The sequence below is a fragment of the Salegentibacter lacus genome, from assembly GCF_020164555.1.
GTDB classification, from domain to species: Bacteria; Bacteroidota; Bacteroidia; order Flavobacteriales; family Flavobacteriaceae; genus Salegentibacter; species Salegentibacter lacus.
On record NZ_JAIQZB010000006.1, the window covers coordinates 164,341 to 181,206 of the forward strand.

The 16,866-nt window shown below is 34.0% G+C and carries 18 protein-coding genes; 14 read left to right on the plus strand and 4 right to left on the minus strand.

The window, feature by feature from the left end; all coding sequences use genetic code 11:
* Positions 1-2: 2 nt before the first annotated feature.
* The 3 genes from LB465_RS06510 (at position 3) to LB465_RS06520 (ending at position 2,015) form a co-directional block, all read left to right on the plus strand.
* Entirely contained in the window at positions 3-818 is an 816-nt protein-coding gene (locus LB465_RS06510) for a sugar nucleotide-binding protein (RefSeq protein WP_224468402.1), read from the plus strand.
* Between the two features lie 88 nt (positions 819-906).
* On the plus strand, positions 907-1,197 hold the full coding sequence (locus LB465_RS06515; protein ID WP_224468405.1) for a 4a-hydroxytetrahydrobiopterin dehydratase: 291 nt from the start codon (positions 907-909) through the stop codon (positions 1,195-1,197).
* Between the two features lie 98 nt (positions 1,198-1,295).
* Positions 1,296-2,015: a YebC/PmpR family DNA-binding transcriptional regulator gene (locus LB465_RS06520; protein WP_224468408.1), complete on the plus strand. Its 720-nt coding sequence runs from the start codon at positions 1,296-1,298 to the stop codon at positions 2,013-2,015.
* 70 nt (positions 2,016-2,085) lie between these two features.
* Here the strand turns inward: LB465_RS06520 and LB465_RS06525 are convergent, their stop codons facing one another.
* Entirely contained in the window at positions 2,086-3,288 is a 1,203-nt protein-coding gene (locus LB465_RS06525; protein WP_224468410.1) for a proline dehydrogenase family protein, read from the minus strand.
* Between the two features lie 87 nt (positions 3,289-3,375).
* Between LB465_RS06525 and aroB the strand changes: the two genes are divergently transcribed.
* Positions 3,376-4,464 (plus strand): 3-dehydroquinate synthase, encoded by a 1,089-nt coding sequence (gene aroB, locus LB465_RS06530; RefSeq protein ID WP_394370922.1) that lies wholly within the window; start codon positions 3,376-3,378, stop codon positions 4,462-4,464.
* 61 nt (positions 4,465-4,525) lie between these two features.
* The gene (locus tag LB465_RS06535) at positions 4,526-4,819 is read left to right on the plus strand and encodes a hypothetical protein (protein WP_224468412.1); all 294 of its coding nucleotides are present in this window, start codon (positions 4,526-4,528) and stop codon (positions 4,817-4,819) included.
* Between the two features lie 395 nt (positions 4,820-5,214).
* Here LB465_RS06535 and LB465_RS06540 read toward each other — a convergent pair whose 3' ends face one another.
* Both LB465_RS06540 and LB465_RS06545 read right to left on the minus strand, forming a co-directional pair.
* The gene (locus LB465_RS06540; RefSeq protein ID WP_224468414.1) at positions 5,215-7,644 is read right to left on the minus strand and encodes an AAA family ATPase; all 2,430 of its coding nucleotides are present in this window, start codon (positions 7,642-7,644) and stop codon (positions 5,215-5,217) included.
* Between the two features lie 35 nt (positions 7,645-7,679).
* Positions 7,680-8,063 carry a helix-turn-helix domain-containing protein gene (locus LB465_RS06545; RefSeq protein ID WP_224468416.1) on the minus strand — a complete coding sequence of 128 codons (384 nt, stop codon included), beginning with the start codon at positions 8,061-8,063 and terminating at the stop codon, positions 7,680-7,682.
* Between the two features lie 149 nt (positions 8,064-8,212).
* Here LB465_RS06545 and LB465_RS06550 point away from each other — a divergent pair, with 149 nt between their 5' ends.
* The 5 genes from LB465_RS06550 to LB465_RS06570 all read left to right on the plus strand — a co-directional run bounded on the left by LB465_RS06550 (position 8,213) and on the right by LB465_RS06570 (position 12,048).
* The gene (locus LB465_RS06550; RefSeq protein ID WP_224468418.1) at positions 8,213-9,094 is read left to right on the plus strand and encodes a histone H3/H4 domain-containing protein; all 882 of its coding nucleotides are present in this window, start codon (positions 8,213-8,215) and stop codon (positions 9,092-9,094) included.
* Positions 9,084-9,506 carry a hypothetical protein gene (locus LB465_RS06555; protein WP_224468420.1) on the plus strand — a complete coding sequence of 141 codons (423 nt, stop codon included), beginning with the start codon at positions 9,084-9,086 and terminating at the stop codon, positions 9,504-9,506. Before LB465_RS06550 ends, LB465_RS06555 begins: the two co-directional genes overlap by 11 nt.
* Positions 9,472-9,816, plus strand: a complete 345-nt coding sequence (locus tag LB465_RS06560; protein WP_224468422.1) for a hypothetical protein — start codon at positions 9,472-9,474, stop codon at positions 9,814-9,816. The genes LB465_RS06555 and LB465_RS06560 overlap by 35 nt, the downstream gene beginning before the upstream one ends.
* A gap of 750 nt (positions 9,817-10,566) precedes the next feature.
* The gene (locus tag LB465_RS06565; RefSeq protein ID WP_224468424.1) at positions 10,567-11,439 is read left to right on the plus strand and encodes an AraC family transcriptional regulator; all 873 of its coding nucleotides are present in this window, start codon (positions 10,567-10,569) and stop codon (positions 11,437-11,439) included.
* A 63-nt stretch (positions 11,440-11,502) separates the two neighbouring features.
* Complete coding sequence (locus LB465_RS06570) at positions 11,503-12,048, plus strand: cysteine hydrolase family protein (protein WP_224468426.1); 546 nt, start codon at positions 11,503-11,505, stop codon at positions 12,046-12,048.
* A 104-nt stretch (positions 12,049-12,152) separates the two neighbouring features.
* Here the strand turns inward: LB465_RS06570 and LB465_RS06575 are convergent, their stop codons facing one another.
* Positions 12,153-13,523 carry an MATE family efflux transporter gene (locus LB465_RS06575; protein WP_224468429.1) on the minus strand — a complete coding sequence of 457 codons (1,371 nt, stop codon included), beginning with the start codon at positions 13,521-13,523 and terminating at the stop codon, positions 12,153-12,155.
* Positions 13,524-14,436: 913 nt separating this feature from the next.
* Between LB465_RS06575 and LB465_RS06580 the strand changes: the two genes are divergently transcribed.
* The 4 genes from LB465_RS06580 to LB465_RS06595 all read left to right on the plus strand — a co-directional run bounded on the left by LB465_RS06580 (position 14,437) and on the right by LB465_RS06595 (position 16,864).
* Positions 14,437-14,670, plus strand: coding sequence for a thioredoxin domain-containing protein (locus LB465_RS06580; RefSeq protein ID WP_224468431.1), 234 nt, complete (start codon positions 14,437-14,439; stop codon positions 14,668-14,670).
* A gap of 72 nt (positions 14,671-14,742) precedes the next feature.
* Complete coding sequence (locus tag LB465_RS06585) at positions 14,743-15,450, plus strand: hypothetical protein (protein ID WP_224468433.1); 708 nt, start codon at positions 14,743-14,745, stop codon at positions 15,448-15,450.
* Positions 15,451-15,551: 101 nt separating this feature from the next.
* Positions 15,552-16,151 carry a MarR family winged helix-turn-helix transcriptional regulator gene (locus tag LB465_RS06590; RefSeq protein WP_224468435.1) on the plus strand — a complete coding sequence of 200 codons (600 nt, stop codon included), beginning with the start codon at positions 15,552-15,554 and terminating at the stop codon, positions 16,149-16,151.
* Positions 16,148-16,864 (plus strand): YggS family pyridoxal phosphate-dependent enzyme, encoded by a 717-nt coding sequence (locus LB465_RS06595; RefSeq protein ID WP_224468437.1) that lies wholly within the window; start codon positions 16,148-16,150, stop codon positions 16,862-16,864. Before LB465_RS06590 ends, LB465_RS06595 begins: the two co-directional genes overlap by 4 nt.
* Positions 16,865-16,866 lie beyond the last annotated feature (2 nt).

The following is a 16,866-nucleotide window of genomic DNA, read 5'->3' on the forward strand; positions in this document are numbered from 1 at the left end:
TTTTGGAACGAATCTTAATTTTAGGAGCAAGCGGCTTTATAGGCAATGCCTTATATAAAGAGCTATGCTCCTTTTTTGATACTCACGGCACCTACCACACTCCAAACCGCGTTTTTGAAGAAAATCACCAGTTCCATCATTTTGATATGGAAACTGAAAATATCGAGATCCTGCTTCAAAATGTAAAACCAACGATTATTATCTCTGCAGTTCGGGGAAATTTTGACGCGCAGATCATCACGCATTTTGAGATTATCAATTACATCCTTACCCATAAATGTAAATTGCTGTTTGTTTCATCGGCCAATGTATTTGATGCTTTCACCAATTTTCCCTCTTATGAATACGACAAAACTTTATCGCAAAGTATTTACGGTCGCTTTAAAATTAAGATTGAAAATGCGCTGCTAAGACTGCCAAACGATAAATACAATATTTTACGTTTACCAATGGTTTTTGGGCATAATTCTCCCCGATTAAAACAAATTAAAACGCTTATTGATCTAGGAGAAGCCATAGAAGTTTTCCCTAATGTGGTTATTAATGTAACCGAAATTGAAAAAGTAACCCAGCAAATTCATTATATCATCAACCGGAAAAAACAGGGAGTTTTTCATTTAGGCAGCAGCGATTTGGTTCATCAAAAAGATTTTATTGAAGAAGTTTGTGAAGTTTTAGGACATAAAAATCTAGTATTTAAAAATATCTACGATTCCAATTTCGACCGGTTTTTAGCCGTTTTGCCTAAAGAAAATATTCTACCCAAAAACTTACAGGTTTCGGTAAATCAGGTTACAAAGGCTTCAGTAAAGAATTAGGTGTTAATCTTGTACTAAAAGCGATTTAGATTTAAAATTCAGGCTTTAGTTGCTTAAATTTAAAGGACTAATCACTAAAATTTTTACAATGAAAAAGCTAAGCGAAGACGAAATCAATAAAAAGCTGGAGAATCTTGAAGGATGGGTTTATAAAGATAATGCTATTCATACCTCTTTTCAGTTTGCAGATTTTAAAGATGCTTTTACGGTAATGACACGTATTGCTTTTGAGGCCGAAGCCCAGCAGCATCACCCAAACTGGGGAAATGTTTACAACGAACTCGAAATCTCCCTTTCCACCCACGATGCCGACGGGGTGACCGAAAAAGATTTTAAGCTAGCAAAAGCTGTCGAAGAAATAGTAGAGGCTTCAGCTTAAATTCAAGATAAATAATTTCAAAAAATTTAAAGCTTCCAATTTTTAAATTGAATTGGAAGCTTTTTTATATTTTTGCCTCAATTTTTTATTCAGAATACATGGGAAGAGCATTTGAATTTAGAAAGGCGCGTAAGATGAAACGCTGGTCTGCAATGGCCAAAGCCTTTACCCGTATTGGAAAAGATATCGTGATGGCCGTAAAAGAAGGCGGTCCCGATCCTGACACCAATTCCAAGTTAAGAGCAATTATCCAGAACGCGAAAAGCGTGAATATGCCCAAAGACAATATTGAACGTGCCATTAAAAGGGCAAGTGATAAAAGTCAGGGCGATTATAAAATTGTTTTATTTGAAGGTTATGCCCCTCACGGAATTGCCGTCTTGGTAGAAACCGCTACCGATAATAACAACCGTACCGTCGCCAATGTTCGCTCTCATTTTAATAAATGTGACGGAAACCTGGGAACTTCAGGTTCGGTAGAATTTATGTTTGACCATACTTGTAATTTCAGGTTAAATGCTGAAGGATTAGATGTGGAAGAACTGGAGCTGGAATTTATAGATTTTGGCGCCGAAGAGGTTTTTGAAGATGAAGACGGAATTCACATTTACGCACCCTTTGAATATTTTGGGGCTATCCAAAAAGAACTAGAAAACCGGGAAATTGAAATACTTTCTTCAGGATTTGAAAGAATTCCACAGGTAACCAAACCACTTTCGGCAGAAGAAGCCGCTGATGTTGAAAAACTACTGGAACGACTGGAAGAAGATGATGACGTCCAAAATGTATATCATACTATGCAAGAAACTGAAGATTAATTATAGTTAGTTTCTTTTCAGAATAAGACATAAAAAAAGCTGTTTGTTCTCCAAACAGCTTTTTTAATTTTTAATGCTCTCCCCTATCGTGTTTGGTAGGTTGCCCTTTTCGGCGTTTCTTTTCTTCTTCTAAAAGAGAAAGTTCACGACCCGTTTGTCCTTTTACAGAAGTATTTTCCTGTGCCCTTCTTAATAAATAAGGCACTACTTCTCTTACAGGTCCAAAGGGCAATAATTTTGCCGAATTATATCCTTTCTTGGCCAGGTTATAACTAATATGGTCACTCATCCCATACAACTGGCTAAACCAAATACGGTCGTCGTTTAAAGGCAAGCCTTTATCTTCCATACTTTGTAGCGCAAGGTAATTACTCACCTCGTTGTGCGTTCCTATAAATAAGTGAATATCATTAAGATTTGCTAAACAATAAGACATCACGCTGTTAAAGTTAACATCGGTGGCTTCTTTGTTTTCACAAATTGGTGTAGTATAATTGTATTTTTTAGCACGTGCATTTTCCTTTTCCATATAAGCACCACGTACAATTTTAGCTCCTATTTTAAAGCCTTCTTTTTTAGCTCTTTCGTGAAGATTCTTTACATATTCCAATCTGTCCCAACGGTAGCACTGAAAAGTATTATAAATAAGGATTTTCTCCTTATTATACTTCTTCATCATTTCCTCCATCAATTCATCGGCTGCGAGTTGCATCCAGCTTTCCTCGGCATCGGCATATAACCTTACGTTATTATCGTAAGCGCATTTACAAAGAGTATCAACTCTTTCCTTAACACGGTCCCATTCTTCTTTTTCATCGTCACTAAGGTTAACCCGTTCCGTGATTTTTTCCCAAATGGCAAACCTTCCAATTCCGGTAGGTTTAAAAAGAGAAAACGGTAATTCTTCACTTTTCGCAGCAAATTTAATCAGCTTCATTTTCTTATCTAAAGCAGCATCGAACTGTTCTTCAGTCTCCTTTCCTTCTACCGAATAATCAAGGATTCCATGCAGTTTTTCAGCATACATCTCTTTGGTTAGCGGCTTGCAATCATCTTCGGTCACACCACCACAAAACTGCTCAAAAATGGTCTTTTTAATCAGTCCTTCTACAGGCAGGTGAAGTTTTAAAGAAATTTTAGTCAACCAGGAACCGGCGTCAACCAGCTGCTTGTTTTTCATCATGCTGAACAAAAAGATAGCACGATCCAGTTCTAAATCAGATTTTAATTTAAAAGCTGTTTTAGTATCATTAAAAATTTTTCTATTAATCATGGGGTATGTCTTGATTAGCACAAATATAATTATTGAAGTTTGATTTCATTATGAATATTTCTGCTTATTTTCGAACCCGAATCACAAATGCTAAAAACGTCAAGAACTATGTCTAATATGGCAGCTAAAGGGCCGGTTTACTACCAGGAAAATGGTTTCCTTAAGATAAATACCTACTTAAAGGAATCAAAACCTTCTAAAGTCTTTATTTTAGTAGACAATAATACGCATCGTGAATGCCTTGCTATATTCCTTCAAAAAATTGGGACTTCAGAAAATTTTGAAATTTTGGAAATTGAAGCCGGAGAGATCAATAAAAACCTTGAAACCTGCACAGGTTTATGGAATGCCCTTTCTGAATTGGATGCCGATCGCAAAAGCCTGATGATAAATGTAGGCGGCGGCGTGGTAACCGATCTTGGCGGATTTGTAGCTTCAACTTTTAAACGTGGCATCAGTTACATAAATGTACCCACCAGTTTACTGGCCATGGTAGATGCATCGGTTGGCGGAAAAACCGGTGTTGACCTTGGAAACCTAAAAAATCAGATCGGGATAATTAATCACGCTGAAATGGTGATAATTGATCCTGCATTTCTAGCCACTCTTCCGCAAACCGAAATGCGAAGCGGCCTGGCAGAAATCCTAAAACATGCTTTAATTAGTAGGGAGGCTTATTGGAATAAAGTGACTAATTTAAGTAAGCTTACTTTAGATGATCTTGATGACATCATAAAAGAATCGGTAGCGATAAAATCTAAGGTAGTAACTGAAGACCCTGAAGAAAATGGATTGCGCAAAACCCTGAATTACGGCCATACACTTGGTCACGCCATTGAATCATATTTTTTGACCCATTCAGAAAAAACTACTTTATTGCACGGGGAAGCTATTGCCGTAGGGATGGTTTTGGCTACTTATATCTCAAAAGAGTTGCAGGATTTTCCGGAAGATAAATTAAAAGAAATAACCAGTAAAATCCTGGATATTTATAAAAGGGTGGAATTTACCGAAGAAGATATAAAGCAAATCATAGATTTGATGAAATATGACAAGAAAAATTCCCACGGAAATATAAATTTTGTACTGCTAAAAGATATTGGCAACACCGTGATAGATTGCAAAGTACCTAACGAGCTAATTTGGAATGCATTCGAATATTACAGGAAAGCTTGATTTATAATATAAAAACAGTATTTTTAAAACCTACTAACTACATCCTCATAAACTTTTATTTATGAAAAGAATTATTGTTGACTACAAAAAATTAACTCCGGAAATCCTCGGACTTTTAGTTGAGAAGTATCCTGACGGATACGACGACGACCAGATTATTGCTTTTAAAAATGCAAAAAATGAAACGGTTGAAGCGGTTGAAGTGAAAACTGAAGAAACTATTTACCTAGTGAAGGTAAGTACACGACTTGAAAACACAATGGCCAATTTTGATGAGGATGACTACGATGATGCCGATTATAACGAACCTATCGTAGAAATTCCTGAAAAAGACGAAGAGGAAGATAAAGACTAGAGAATTACACAGTATTAAAATTATAAAAGGGATTTTTCTTAGCGAAGAATCCCTTTTTTATTGAATTGTAGAAAAAACGTATTCACTGAATCATTCACTATAAGTGAATTAGGTAACCGAGTAGGTCACATTTTATTTGATATCAAACAAAAAAAAATGATTCCCAGTTTTACTAAAAGCACTGAAAATCATTCATTTAGGTGGTTTTTGAGATATTTTGATATTCAAAAAGTCGGGGTGGCAGGAAGCTTTTCAAGTTGCTTCAGCTCTTTAAAACCCCGACTTTAAATCTTTAATTCTGGATATATTCACCGAATCATTCACTAAAATAGAAAGAACAACAAGACTAATATTATTTGGTCGTCTTTGGTGTTATAAAGGTATAAAATTTATATTTAATTCTTTTTATGCTTTAATTCTTCAATCACGGACTTAAACCATTCTGAATATTCAGGATAGGTTTCTAGAATAAGATCTTTTTTATCTGTCTTTCTAGAAATATTTTCAATTTCTAAATTAAGATTATTTTTCCATACTGCTTTGAATCCAGTTTTATCTGGAATATTTAAGTCATTTAATATCTCAACATTCACTTCGGCAAAAGAATCATTTTCAAAATCGTATTTTTTTAAATTATCCTCTACTACCTCAAGCTTTAAACAATTACCAGTCTCTGTATAAATTGATTTTAGAATGTCCTGAGGTAAAAGATCTTCAAGTTCGCTTTCTTTCTTACCCTCTTTTTTATACTGATAAACAAAAATATCTTTATTAATGTAATCCTTGTATTTACCTTCCAAGAACTTCTTTAAATCGTTCGCCGCTGAATCGTCATCAATAATAAATATCCATTTTGTTCCTAATTTAATAGGGTTTTTAATTAAGAATTTTTTTATATCAGAGCATTTACCTCCTTGATAAAATGTAGAATTTTTTAAATTAAATGGTCTTTCTGATTCTTTTAAAAATGTTTCGTAAAAGTTTTTAAAAATTATCACGTCTCCATGACCTTCAAAAACAAAATTGACAACATTTTTTGTGTTTAGATCGTTTTCTAAATCAAAATCTAAAGCTGCAAATAAAACTTCTTCTTGCATGAAATACCCAATTCGATCTTTCTTAGAAACATTTATAGAAGTTTTCTCCTCCTTCTTAATTAAATAAATATGGCGATCATAATTTTCTTTATCAATCATAAAGATTGAATGTGTTGCATAAATAACAATATTGGATTTTTCAGAAATTTTTATTAACTCTTGTAACATATATCGAACTCCGGAGGGGTGCAAATGTGTTTCAGGTTCATCCAATAATAATATTGTATTTTTCAAAACGCCTTGAGCCGCCTCAGCTCCAACTGTCATTAAGAAGGATAAAAATGTTTGCGCGCCTTGGCTTTTTTCAGCCATATTGAAATAACTTTTACCTTTAAACTCAGGATCAAAAAATTGAATTCGTATTTGGTGCTCTTCAAGGGTAATTTTAACGTCTTGATCGTAATCTGCCCAAACATTATCTATATGTGCATTTAAATTTTCATTCAACTGGTCATTAATTCTAGACCTTTCTCCATCATCTTCCTGAATTAATTTAATATTATGTTTAAGCTCCTTTAAACTGTCAATTTTCAAACCAACTCTAAAAACATTTAATAGAGGCCTCGAAATTTGACTTAATTTTTCTTTATTTAAAATATCATCGAAACTTGTTCGGGATTTTAAAATGAAGTCTTCACTATACTCCCAAAACACAACCTTAGGTAAAAAATCTTTTAAATCTTCCTCTAAAATTTGCGAAAAATAAAAACCTAAATTTTCAATCTCACTAGAATAAATATCTTCATAAGGGGTATTAAGTAAATCTAATCTTTCTTTTTTTCCTTTTAGTTTAGAGATGTTCTTCCTTAATTTTTCCTGGTAAGTTTTTAAATTATTTGTGTGCTTTGTTAATAATCCTTTTTCGGATGTGGACAAGGACTGAAAAGGTTTACTTTTTAAAGTATTTTTTTGAATCTCTGAAACCTCAATATTATTTTTTAATTCATTGTTTTCTTCCTCTAAGAAAATAATTTCCTTTTCTTCTTTTTCGATAATTTTCTCAAAATCAAATTCAAGTTTTTTGTTTAAATCATTTAATTGTTTTTCTGATTTTGAAATATTATTCTCCAATTTTTCAATTTCTTGGATCAGAGTAACTCTATCTTTATCTTTATCTTGATTTTCTAATTCTAATTTCTCATTTTTATACTGAGCAATTTTATTTTTACATTCTTCGATACTTTTTTTAAGCTGGTCTAAATCTTTTTCAGATGTTTTAATCAAGGAATTAGGAATTACCAAAGCTTCCTCGAGAGGTATAAATCTGTCCTCAGCAAATAATTTTTTTTCAGTATCGAAAAATTCTTTTTTTAGAACCACGGAATCTTTCAAGTCATAATCTTGGATTCTAATTTGAAATGATCTGACTTCATTTTCAGACTCTAAATCCAATTCAATTGAATATTCAATCTTAAGTTTTAAACTTTCAAAATTACTCTTAACAAGGGTATTCGTGTCGAACCAACTTTGTAAATCTTCTTTAATCTTTTTTTCTTGCTCTCTTTTAGGAGAAAACTGAAACCTAAGTTTCGGATTAAGAGTTTTACTTATTTTAGGTACATGTTTTTTTTCTAAATGAAAGTCTTCATTTAAGATTCTAACTGCTTGGAGAATGTTAGATTTTCCAGACTCATTAATACCAACGATACCAGTACAATTGCTAGTAATTTCAAGTTTTTCATTAACTAAACTTTTAAATGAATCGAAATAAATTTTTTCAAGAACCATGGGGGATGCCGAATTTGATTATTAGAATCTTTTTCTTACTTATTTAACAGCTTCTCCAAATAAGCCACCTTATCCTTCTCAGCCTGAACCAGGCGTTCATAAAGTTCAACTATTTTTTCAACTGGATCTATTGTACAGAAGTAATTGTTATTATTTGCGCTGTTATCTTTGAAGGTGTTATTGATAATATTGAATACCGCTTCTTCACTAAAATGACGGATTGCTTCAGGAGAAACTTTTAAAACCTCTGAAACTTTATTAAGTGTTTCATCTTCCACTTTTTCGCTTTTTTCAAGGCTGGAAACACTTTGTTGGCTAATGCCTAATTCTTCGGCTAGAGTTTCTTGCTTCATTCCGCGTAGTTCGCGAATGCGGGCAATCTTTCGCCCTATATGGTTGGGTTTGGTAGTTGTTGTCATAATCTCAAAGATAAGGATTCATTTTAAAGTTTTAAGACTTTTAGTATGCGGTAAAATACAAGCCGTTGCGGGTATTTTACAAAGCCAATTGGTAGGGTACGGCCTTCTTGCTTTCTACCTTCAACAGGAAATTAAAAAACACCATTATTATGAAGGTATTAACAAATATAGGAATTAATCCTACTAAAAATGTACAGGGGCAAAAGACTCTTCAACAAGTTATTAACGAGGTTCTGCCTATTCTTTTAAAGCAAGTAAGCTTAGAAGCTATTTATTGTTCTGGTTTTGAGTCCCATTTCAATACTAAAGAGAACATTTTTCAGGAAAATTATCAGTTGAAAACACGCTGGCAGTTAAACCTACTACTGATTGGAGAAAATCATCCCAATTCTACAGCTGATCTGGCAGATATAGTTTATCAGCATACCGAAGGAGAAATGAACCTTTTGTTACTTTGCTATAGCCGCAAACAAATATCCCAGGCTAATAACAGTCACAAGCACCTTTTTGCAAAGATAATCCGGTCGGGTTGGTTGGTCTATGGCAAACCACAAGAATTAGCCCCACTAAAATTGGCCAATCTTCCCGATTTGGATTTTAAGGGAATCATCACTTACTCCGAAAACCGCCTTAACATTGCCGGGAGTTTATTAAAACAAATGCCTTTATTTTTCGATCAGCCGCTTGTGGCTGCTTATATGCTCCGTTCGGTTGTAGAGCAATTGTGTTTAGGAATATTATATGCATTTATTCATTACCACCCGAAGCAATTTCATATTCAATACCTGTTGAAGTTGTGCAAGAGTTGTGGCGGACTTGAAGATAAAATTCCAGTCAGTTTATTTGAGCGGGAGCGATTTAAAAAACTACTAAAAACCAATGCCAGCGATCTGCGCTTTCGAAGTATGAATATTTTTACCTCCCAAGAAATCAAAGCTGCTTACGCTTATTGTGCAGAATTTTTAGATCAACTCACTCCGGATATTCATAATCAATTACAAACTTTAAAATTAAAGGAGGATGAAAAGTAATGATCTAAATAGAATAAAACTTGAGACACTACAGGATATTGGAGCATCCAAAGATGGTCTTCAAAAAGAAAAAAATAATCGTCATACGCTAAGGCTTGCTAATATTCCTTTCGATGACCATACTAGCTACCTTCTGAAGGTAACAGCTTTGCTTGAAGTCTGTGTTTTAGCCTTAGACGGGCAGGGAGATTTTCATTCTAAAATGCTCAGTCATCACGATCTGGATACCAGTGTCAAAATGGTATTGGAGGTGGTCATTGAAATGATGCCTCACGATGATATGTTCAAATTGAAGAAATTACTGACTGTATTAGAAGAAGATATAGACAACCGCTATTATCCAGAAAAACTGAAAGAACTAATTATAAATTCTAACCATGAAAAAGAAAAAGATATTGAAAAAGCTAAATGAATTTAGAGAAAAAAACCTGGTTCACTTAACTCCAAAAACCGGGAGAAATGGTAAATATTACGAAGGTACATATAGGGTAGAAAGTCATATGGAACTTATGTTTCTGGTTATTAACTTGATTAAAGTTTCTGCTGTGGCACTGGAAGAGAATGAACGTCTATCAGATCAAGAAATCCCAAACCCGAAATACAATGTAATGGAAGTGCTCCGACACGTTTTACAACTCATTCCCTTAGAAGAAATTGAAATGATAGATAAGCTTAGTGAGCTTATGGAAGAGGTAAACGTGGAAGAAAACACACTGGTTTGAAAAATTAGAAACTCCAAATATGCTATTAGTTTTAAAAAGATACTTTTTTATAAAGAATAGTAATGCAATGCAAGATGTGTGCCTGTGGGCACAATCTTGATTGCTCCCGATGGTCGCAATAAAAAAAGAGATGTTTAAGAGGTAAGTCCAGAAGAAAAAACCATCTACTTTTTTCATCTTGAGCATTTTCCTTTTGGCGACGAAAAGAAAAAATATTATAGATCAGGATGAACTGGTTTATTCCGCTATTTCTTTCTACTTCTTCCAGTGCCATCGCATTACCTTTTGATGCTTCTACATCATCTTCAAGCTATAAAATTATAGAGGAGCTATAAATAGCAAAGCGGTTTATGGGCTCCGGTTAATTTTAAAGCTTGTTTTTTTTGCATCGAAAGGTAAGGTGATGTAAGAAGTATTTAAAAGAAACTCTGAAATCCTGATCGGTAAATTTTAGTCACCGCCTAGCGGACTTGAGTCAAAAAGCTTTTTCGATATTATTCTTTCAGCCTTTAATATTCTAAGCTTTTTGGCTCGTGTCCAGGACAATTAGTAATGAGCCTTTTTTGCTGAAAATGGAGCCTTTGCAAAGTGGAAGTAAAAGTGGTGAGTGACATTTGAACTAATTAATTTGTTGTTGGAGTATAAGCGCCACCTAATTTTTGAAAAGAGATGGTGACAATTTAAGTATCTTTACAGGTGGATTTGATTAAATTTTGTGCCGGTTTATTTACTCTAAAGAAACAAAACATATTGAAAACAATAAAATTCCATAAAACTGAATGCGGCGTTGATTTTCTGTTAAATGTACTCTCGTTTGAAGAAATCGGAGAAGATTACTTCACCGATGAAACATTCAACACGGATTTTTTTGAAATTATGTTTTTCAAATCCGGAAGTGGTTCTATCATATTAAATCAGCAAAAAATCCCCATTAAAAAAAATACCCTGGTTTTTATTTCCCCGTTTCAAAAAAGGAAATGGAATTTGGATAAAAATGATCTGGATTGCACGATGCTCGCATTTCAGGAAGATTTTCTCAACGACTTTTTTGCAGATAAACTTTTTACATTTAAGTTGTTATATTTCTATCAATTGGAATTTCCGTTGATTATGGAAATTGATAATAATCAATTTGAAAAGTACTGTGAGCAACTCAATGAAATTAAATTAGAATTACTAGCCACTAGAGCAGATAGCGTTCATATTATTCGCTCATTATTGTACTATTTGTTGCAAAAAATAAATCGCCAATATGCTGATAAAAACAATTTGTCCATTGAAAATTCAGCCAATAATTATGCTTTCGATTTTAAGAGACTGCTTGAAATTCATATCAAAGAAAAGCAACGCATAAATGATTATACAGATATTCTTCAAATAAGTAGAATTACGCTAAATAAAGCGGTAAAAGAAAAATTTAATGTAACGGCTACCGAATTATTAAAGCAACGTTTGCTGTTTGAAATTAAAAATTTGCTCATACATTCCAATAAAAGCATTCAGGGAATTGCCTACGAACTGAACTTTTCAGAACCAAACCATTTGATGCGTTTCTTTAAACAACAAACACAAAAAACCACGACCGAATTCTTATCTAATTATCAAAATGGTATCATTTCATAAAGGGTTGGTAGGCCAATGCCTTTTGTTTTTCGTGACTTTTGTATCAAATAAAAATTTAATATTATGAGCAAAGCATTAATTATTATCGATATTCAAAATGATTATTTTGACGGTGGAGCAATGGAACTTCATAATCCGGTTGAAGCTAGTGAAAATGCAAAACAGGTACTGAATAAATTCAGAAATGAGAATGAACCGGTTATCCACGTTCAGCATATTGCAGCAGCTCCGGAAATGGGATTTTTTTTACCCAATACAAAAGGAGTTGAAATTCATAACAATGTGAAACCCCAAGATTACGAAAAGTTAATTACAAAGCATACTCCCAATTCATTTATAGGAACGGATCTTTTAGACTATTTGAAGTCAAAAGGCATTACAGAATTGGTATTTACAGGAATGATGACCAATATGTGTATAGATGCAACTGTTCGAGCCGCTAAAGATTGCGGTTTTAACTGTACTGTCATTGGAGACGCTTGTGCCTCAAAAGACCTTGAAATAAATGGAAGCAAAGTAAAAGCAAGTGATGTTCAAAATGCATTCTTAGCTGGATTGAATTTTTATTATGCGGAGGTTGTAAACACAAAAGAATATCTATCGGCATAAAAAAGTCAGTAGTTAAAAAATAGTAAAATAGCGGTTTAAGTTTAGGCTTGAACCGCTATTTTTTTATCTATCCATTAATTTTTTCTTGGGACCAACTAACTGATTTATAATTTATTAAACAGCTGATTTTCGTTTTTCGAGACGGTAAACCAAATAAATATCATACAGAATGTTAGAAATTCCGATACTGGAATGGCAAACCAGAGCCCATTGTCCCCGAAAAATAAAGGAAGAATTAGAAAAGCTGGTATCACAAAAATATAGCTTCGTAAAAAAGTAAAAACCGTTGCAGGTTTAAAGCATTCTAAACTCTGTAAATATCCGATTAACGTAAGGTTTACCAAAAGAAAGAAAAAACTGAAAGAATAATAAGAAAATCCACTGGCTGCAATAGCAAACGCCTTATCACCATGTTTAATAAAAATACTAATCACTTCCACTTTAGCAAATATTCCGATTAAAGTAGCCGCAACTCCAATTGCAACTGCAATTTTTATTGAAATATGAAATGTTTGTTTAATCCGGTTTACACTTCCAAGCCCATGATTGTAGCTTATTATAGGTAAAGACGATTGAGCAATGGCATTACCAAACATAAAAATTAGGGGCAATAAATAGCAGGCAACGCTAAACGCCGCTACGCCATCTTCCTGCAGACGACTCATAAACATAATATTCCCTACAATCATTGTACATGCCATCGCTGTTTCTCCAATAAATGCGGAGCCACCTAATTTTATCATATAACTAGTATTTCTAATAGTAAGTCGTAAACTAGTTTTAGAAAATTTCAGTTTATAAATATGTAATGTCTTTGAAAACCAAAACATATAAATGATAATCATAAAACCTCCAATCCATTGAGAAATTGACGTGGCTATGGCCGCACCTTTTACACCCATGTCTAAATGGAAAATAAAGATGTAACTGATTATAATATTAAGAATAGAAGGGATGACATTAGCAGCCATTGCAAATTTGGGAGCACCATCAATTCGAATAATAAACATTCCCAATACAATAATCATACTCCCCATAAATGCCGGGGACACATAAACTAAATATTCAATAACATAAGGCATCAGTTTATCCGAGCTACCAAACCAAGAAGCAATGATCTCTGGAAAAAGAACCACGGGAATAGTAATAAGCACCATTAAAATAATGGAAATAACGGACGCCTGTGTAATGTTGATATTGGCCGCCTTATAATTACCACGCGATAGATGAATTGCCACAACGATTGAAACACCACTTCCGAACATTAATGCCAGACCGGTAGTAATCAAAAAAAGTGGGGAAGCTATGTTTACAGCTGCAAGTGCATCACTACCAACACCGTGCCCTAGAAATATTCCGTCTGCCAGATAAATTAATGCTCCAGACAGCAATCCTAATAAGGTTGGAATAAATATTTTAGGAAACAGTTTTGATATGTCCGTTTTTCCAAAATCTATAGCATCTCTCTGTTTCAATGAGTACTAAATTTGCGGCAAAAGCCGATGTTATTAATAAATAGTGGCAAAATTAGCTTTAACCGGAATCAATAAAATACCAACTGAATATAGTATCCTACCATTTTGATAAGAATGGAAACTCTCTCTTTAGTAGAAAACAAACTTGTATCTAAAAAGTCATAATCTGAAATTCCTCCAAGGGGTGAATACCACTTGATAAAAATGGGGGTAAAGACTCTGCCAATTGGGGATAAATTAGCTCAATTTGGATGGGAAAAGTTGTAATAAGCCCTACCGACAACTAATATATAAAAACAAAGATGCTCAAACCTGTCTTGAATCGTAAGTCCGTGTGTAAGCTTTCCCTGATTAGAACTGCTTGATTGTATAATTTGTCGCAAATTCGCGCCTGTTTATGCGGCTTTCCAAGCCATTTGACGCAAATTCGTACAAAACCCAAACTTTAAAAAATTATAACTAACTAAAAATGAGTGTTTTATAAAAATGTAACGTGGCTTTGCCCGTTACCCTCTTGCTACTCAATTTTAATTCGTTTCACTTCATAAAATGGTAGCCTTTTATTACATCCAACCAAATAATTGGTTATTAGAATCGGAAAATTGGTGTGTCAACAAACTACCTAAAGTAGCGGTTCAATGGTTAAATCAGGCTTTGTGCTGGGCTGATATTGAAATGCTTTCTTGCCACCGGGTAGTAGCAAATAGTTGTAAGTAAGCCAAATAACGACCGTCAATTAATTAAAGATATCCGATAAACTGAAGTAAACCTACTCTTTCAGAATACTTTTTCTGACTGATTTACCAATGCTTTTCCTTAAATCAGGAAAAAAATCATCAATATATTTTTTTAGTTAGGACTCCTTACTATATTTGTAATGGCGATATTGCCAACCAATTAAAATCATTTAAACATGTCTAAATCAGTATTCTATCACGCAGGTTGTCCCGTTTGTCAAAGTGCAGAGCAGGACATAATCGCACTCATCGGTAAAGAAAAAGTAGAAATTATTCACTTAGGCGAAGAGAAAAACAAAATCCAGGAAGCAGAAAAACACGGAGTAAAATCTGTCCCTGCATTGTTAACTCCGAACGGAAATGTGCTGCATCTTAATTTTGGCGCATCTATGGCTGACGTAAAGGGCTAAAAAATTTCATGCAATTAGTTAGAAATCTAATAAAATGGATTTCTAACTAATTAACCTTAAAACCTTTAAGAAATGAAAAAAATAAATTTATTATTAAGTGTATTGCTATTTAGTTTCTACACCCACGCACAAAACTATAGCAATGAAGACTTCAAAATTAAAAAGGTGAGCGTAAAACACGAAGCAGCAATTGCAGTCTCAATTTGGGAAATTACTGTAAAAGGTACAGCAGGAAAAACTACACCAACCCCAGCAGGACAACTCAATGGCGCACCTGTGTTAGGTTATGTATTTCCTACTTCGTTAGAGCCAACAGACGTAGGTTTTGGCAAAACAGAAGGAATAGTTGCTCTTGCACTAACATCTCATCCGGATTTTGATGATACGCCTCTTTGGGATGAAAATGCAGACAGAAACTATGAAAATGATGGCATTATATGGCATCCGCATTGGGTTATACTAACAGAAGATAAACGAGTTGAAGGTGGACTCTCAGTCAAAGAATTTGATCAAGGAGACGCCAGCATCGTTTTGCCTCCGACCAACCCAGGAATGCCTATGTACATGGACTCCCCGGGATTTCAGGTCATCGCAAAGGGAAATTCAATAAAAGTTGTTGTTCCCGATTATAGAATGAATAACCAAACTAATTTTTCCTATGATGGTGTGACAGCCTACATGCAGGTTAATACCGAAAATAAGAAAAAACCCATGCTTGGCGTTTACAAGGTATATTCCGTAGCAAGTGGCGATTTGTCTTTGCCTTACAAAGCAAAATAATATATTTTGCCTCACAAAGATAGGATTCCTTTCTTTGTGAGGCTTTATAATAAGAAAAGCGCTATTTAGAATTAGTAATATACCTAGAAAATTGTAATAAAATGAATTCACCCTTTGATTTAAACAAACAAAATCAAAAAGTAGAAAGCAAAATCGTAGTGGCGTTGGAGCGTATTTCTGAAGCCTTCCGGGTGTTGCTATGGAATGAGAGTAGAGAAAATGCTTTAAGTCCTATTCAGATTCAAATCCTGATTTTCTTGCTGTTTCATTCCCAAGAAAAATGTAAGGTGAGCTATTTAGCGCAAGAATTTAACATGACCAAAGCTACCGTAAGTGACAGTGTAAGAATTCTTCTGAAAAAAGGTTTAATTGAAAAGTTTGATGACCCTGCAGATACACGCAGTTACATAATTGGCTTAACCTACACTGGCAAAGAAATAGCTGAAAAATCCTCAAACTTTGCTTTTGCTATTGAAAAACCTTTAAGTTCATTATCAAAGGAACAAAAAGCAGCTATGCTTTCTGGATTACTCAAGCTTATTCACGAACTCAATCGTGCAGGTGTTATTACTATTCAAAGAATGTGTTTTTCGTGCATACACTATCAAAATAATAATGAAGAGCATTACTGTAAACTACTTCAGTCAAAGTTAGCAACAAAAGAGCTAAGAGTGGATTGTCCTGAACACGAGATATTATGAAAGACATTCTTTCGAACCTATCAACTGTAAAACGAAGAATTACGAATACCTGTGAAAAAACAGGTAGAAACTCATCTGATGTAAAACTTTTATTGGCAACTAAAACTGTTGCAGCAGATAAAATAGAAATTGCGCTAGCACAAGGTGAAACACTAATTGGTGAAAATAAAGTACAAGAACTCAAAGAAAAGTTTGAAACACTTCAAACTATACCTCATCAAACACACTTCATCGGTCACTTGCAATCCAATAAAATTAAAGAAGTATTGAAATACGTGGACTGTATTCAATCAGTAGATAGAATTTCTTTAGTGAATAAACTGCAAAAGCGGTTGGATTTTGAAGATAAAACGATTGATGTTTTTATTCAAGTCAATACTTCTTATGAAAACAGCAAATTCGGAATCGAACCTAAAAAAGCATTGGACTTTGCCTTAAAATTAAAAGCCTATGAAAGGATTAATATAAAAGGCTTAATGACGATTGGTTTGTTTTCAGCAGATAATGAGAAAGTTCGCAATTGTTTTCGTATGCTGAAAAATATTCAATATCAAATGTTAGACAAAGGTATTCCATCTCAGGAGCTTTCTATGGGTATGAGTGGTGATCTGGAAACAGCCATAGAAGAAGGCTCTACCATGATAAGAGTTGGCACAGCTATTTTCGGAAAAAGGCATTACCCAGATAGTTATTATTGGAATGAAACTAAATAAAA

Bases quoted from the DNA above. Each gene is read 5' to 3' on its own strand.
- LB465_RS06515 (WP_224468405.1), top strand. From the start codon at position 907: ATGAAAAAGCTAAGCGAAGACGAAATCAATAAAAAGCTGGAGAATCTT.
- LB465_RS06520 (WP_224468408.1), top strand. From the start codon at position 1,296: ATGGGAAGAGCATTTGAATTTAGAAAGGCGCGTAAGATGAAACGCTGG.
- LB465_RS06525 (WP_224468410.1), bottom strand. From the start codon at position 3,288: ATGATTAATAGAAAAATTTTTAATGATACTAAAACAGCTTTTAAATTA.
- aroB (WP_394370922.1), top strand. From the start codon at position 3,376: ATGCTAAAAACGTCAAGAACTATGTCTAATATGGCAGCTAAAGGGCCG.
- LB465_RS06535 (WP_224468412.1), top strand. From the start codon at position 4,526: ATGAAAAGAATTATTGTTGACTACAAAAAATTAACTCCGGAAATCCTC.
- LB465_RS06540 (WP_224468414.1), bottom strand. From the start codon at position 7,644: ATGGTTCTTGAAAAAATTTATTTCGATTCATTTAAAAGTTTAGTTAAT.
- LB465_RS06545 (WP_224468416.1), bottom strand. From the start codon at position 8,063: ATGACAACAACTACCAAACCCAACCATATAGGGCGAAAGATTGCCCGC.
- LB465_RS06550 (WP_224468418.1), top strand. From the start codon at position 8,213: ATGAAGGTATTAACAAATATAGGAATTAATCCTACTAAAAATGTACAG.
- LB465_RS06555 (WP_224468420.1), top strand. From the start codon at position 9,084: ATGAAAAGTAATGATCTAAATAGAATAAAACTTGAGACACTACAGGAT.
- LB465_RS06560 (WP_224468422.1), top strand. From the start codon at position 9,472: ATGAAAAAGAAAAAGATATTGAAAAAGCTAAATGAATTTAGAGAAAAA.
- LB465_RS06570 (WP_224468426.1), top strand. From the start codon at position 11,503: ATGAGCAAAGCATTAATTATTATCGATATTCAAAATGATTATTTTGAC.
- LB465_RS06580 (WP_224468431.1), top strand. From the start codon at position 14,437: ATGTCTAAATCAGTATTCTATCACGCAGGTTGTCCCGTTTGTCAAAGT.
- LB465_RS06585 (WP_224468433.1), top strand. From the start codon at position 14,743: ATGAAAAAAATAAATTTATTATTAAGTGTATTGCTATTTAGTTTCTAC.
- LB465_RS06590 (WP_224468435.1), top strand. From the start codon at position 15,552: ATGAATTCACCCTTTGATTTAAACAAACAAAATCAAAAAGTAGAAAGC.
- LB465_RS06595 (WP_224468437.1), top strand. From the start codon at position 16,148: ATGAAAGACATTCTTTCGAACCTATCAACTGTAAAACGAAGAATTACG.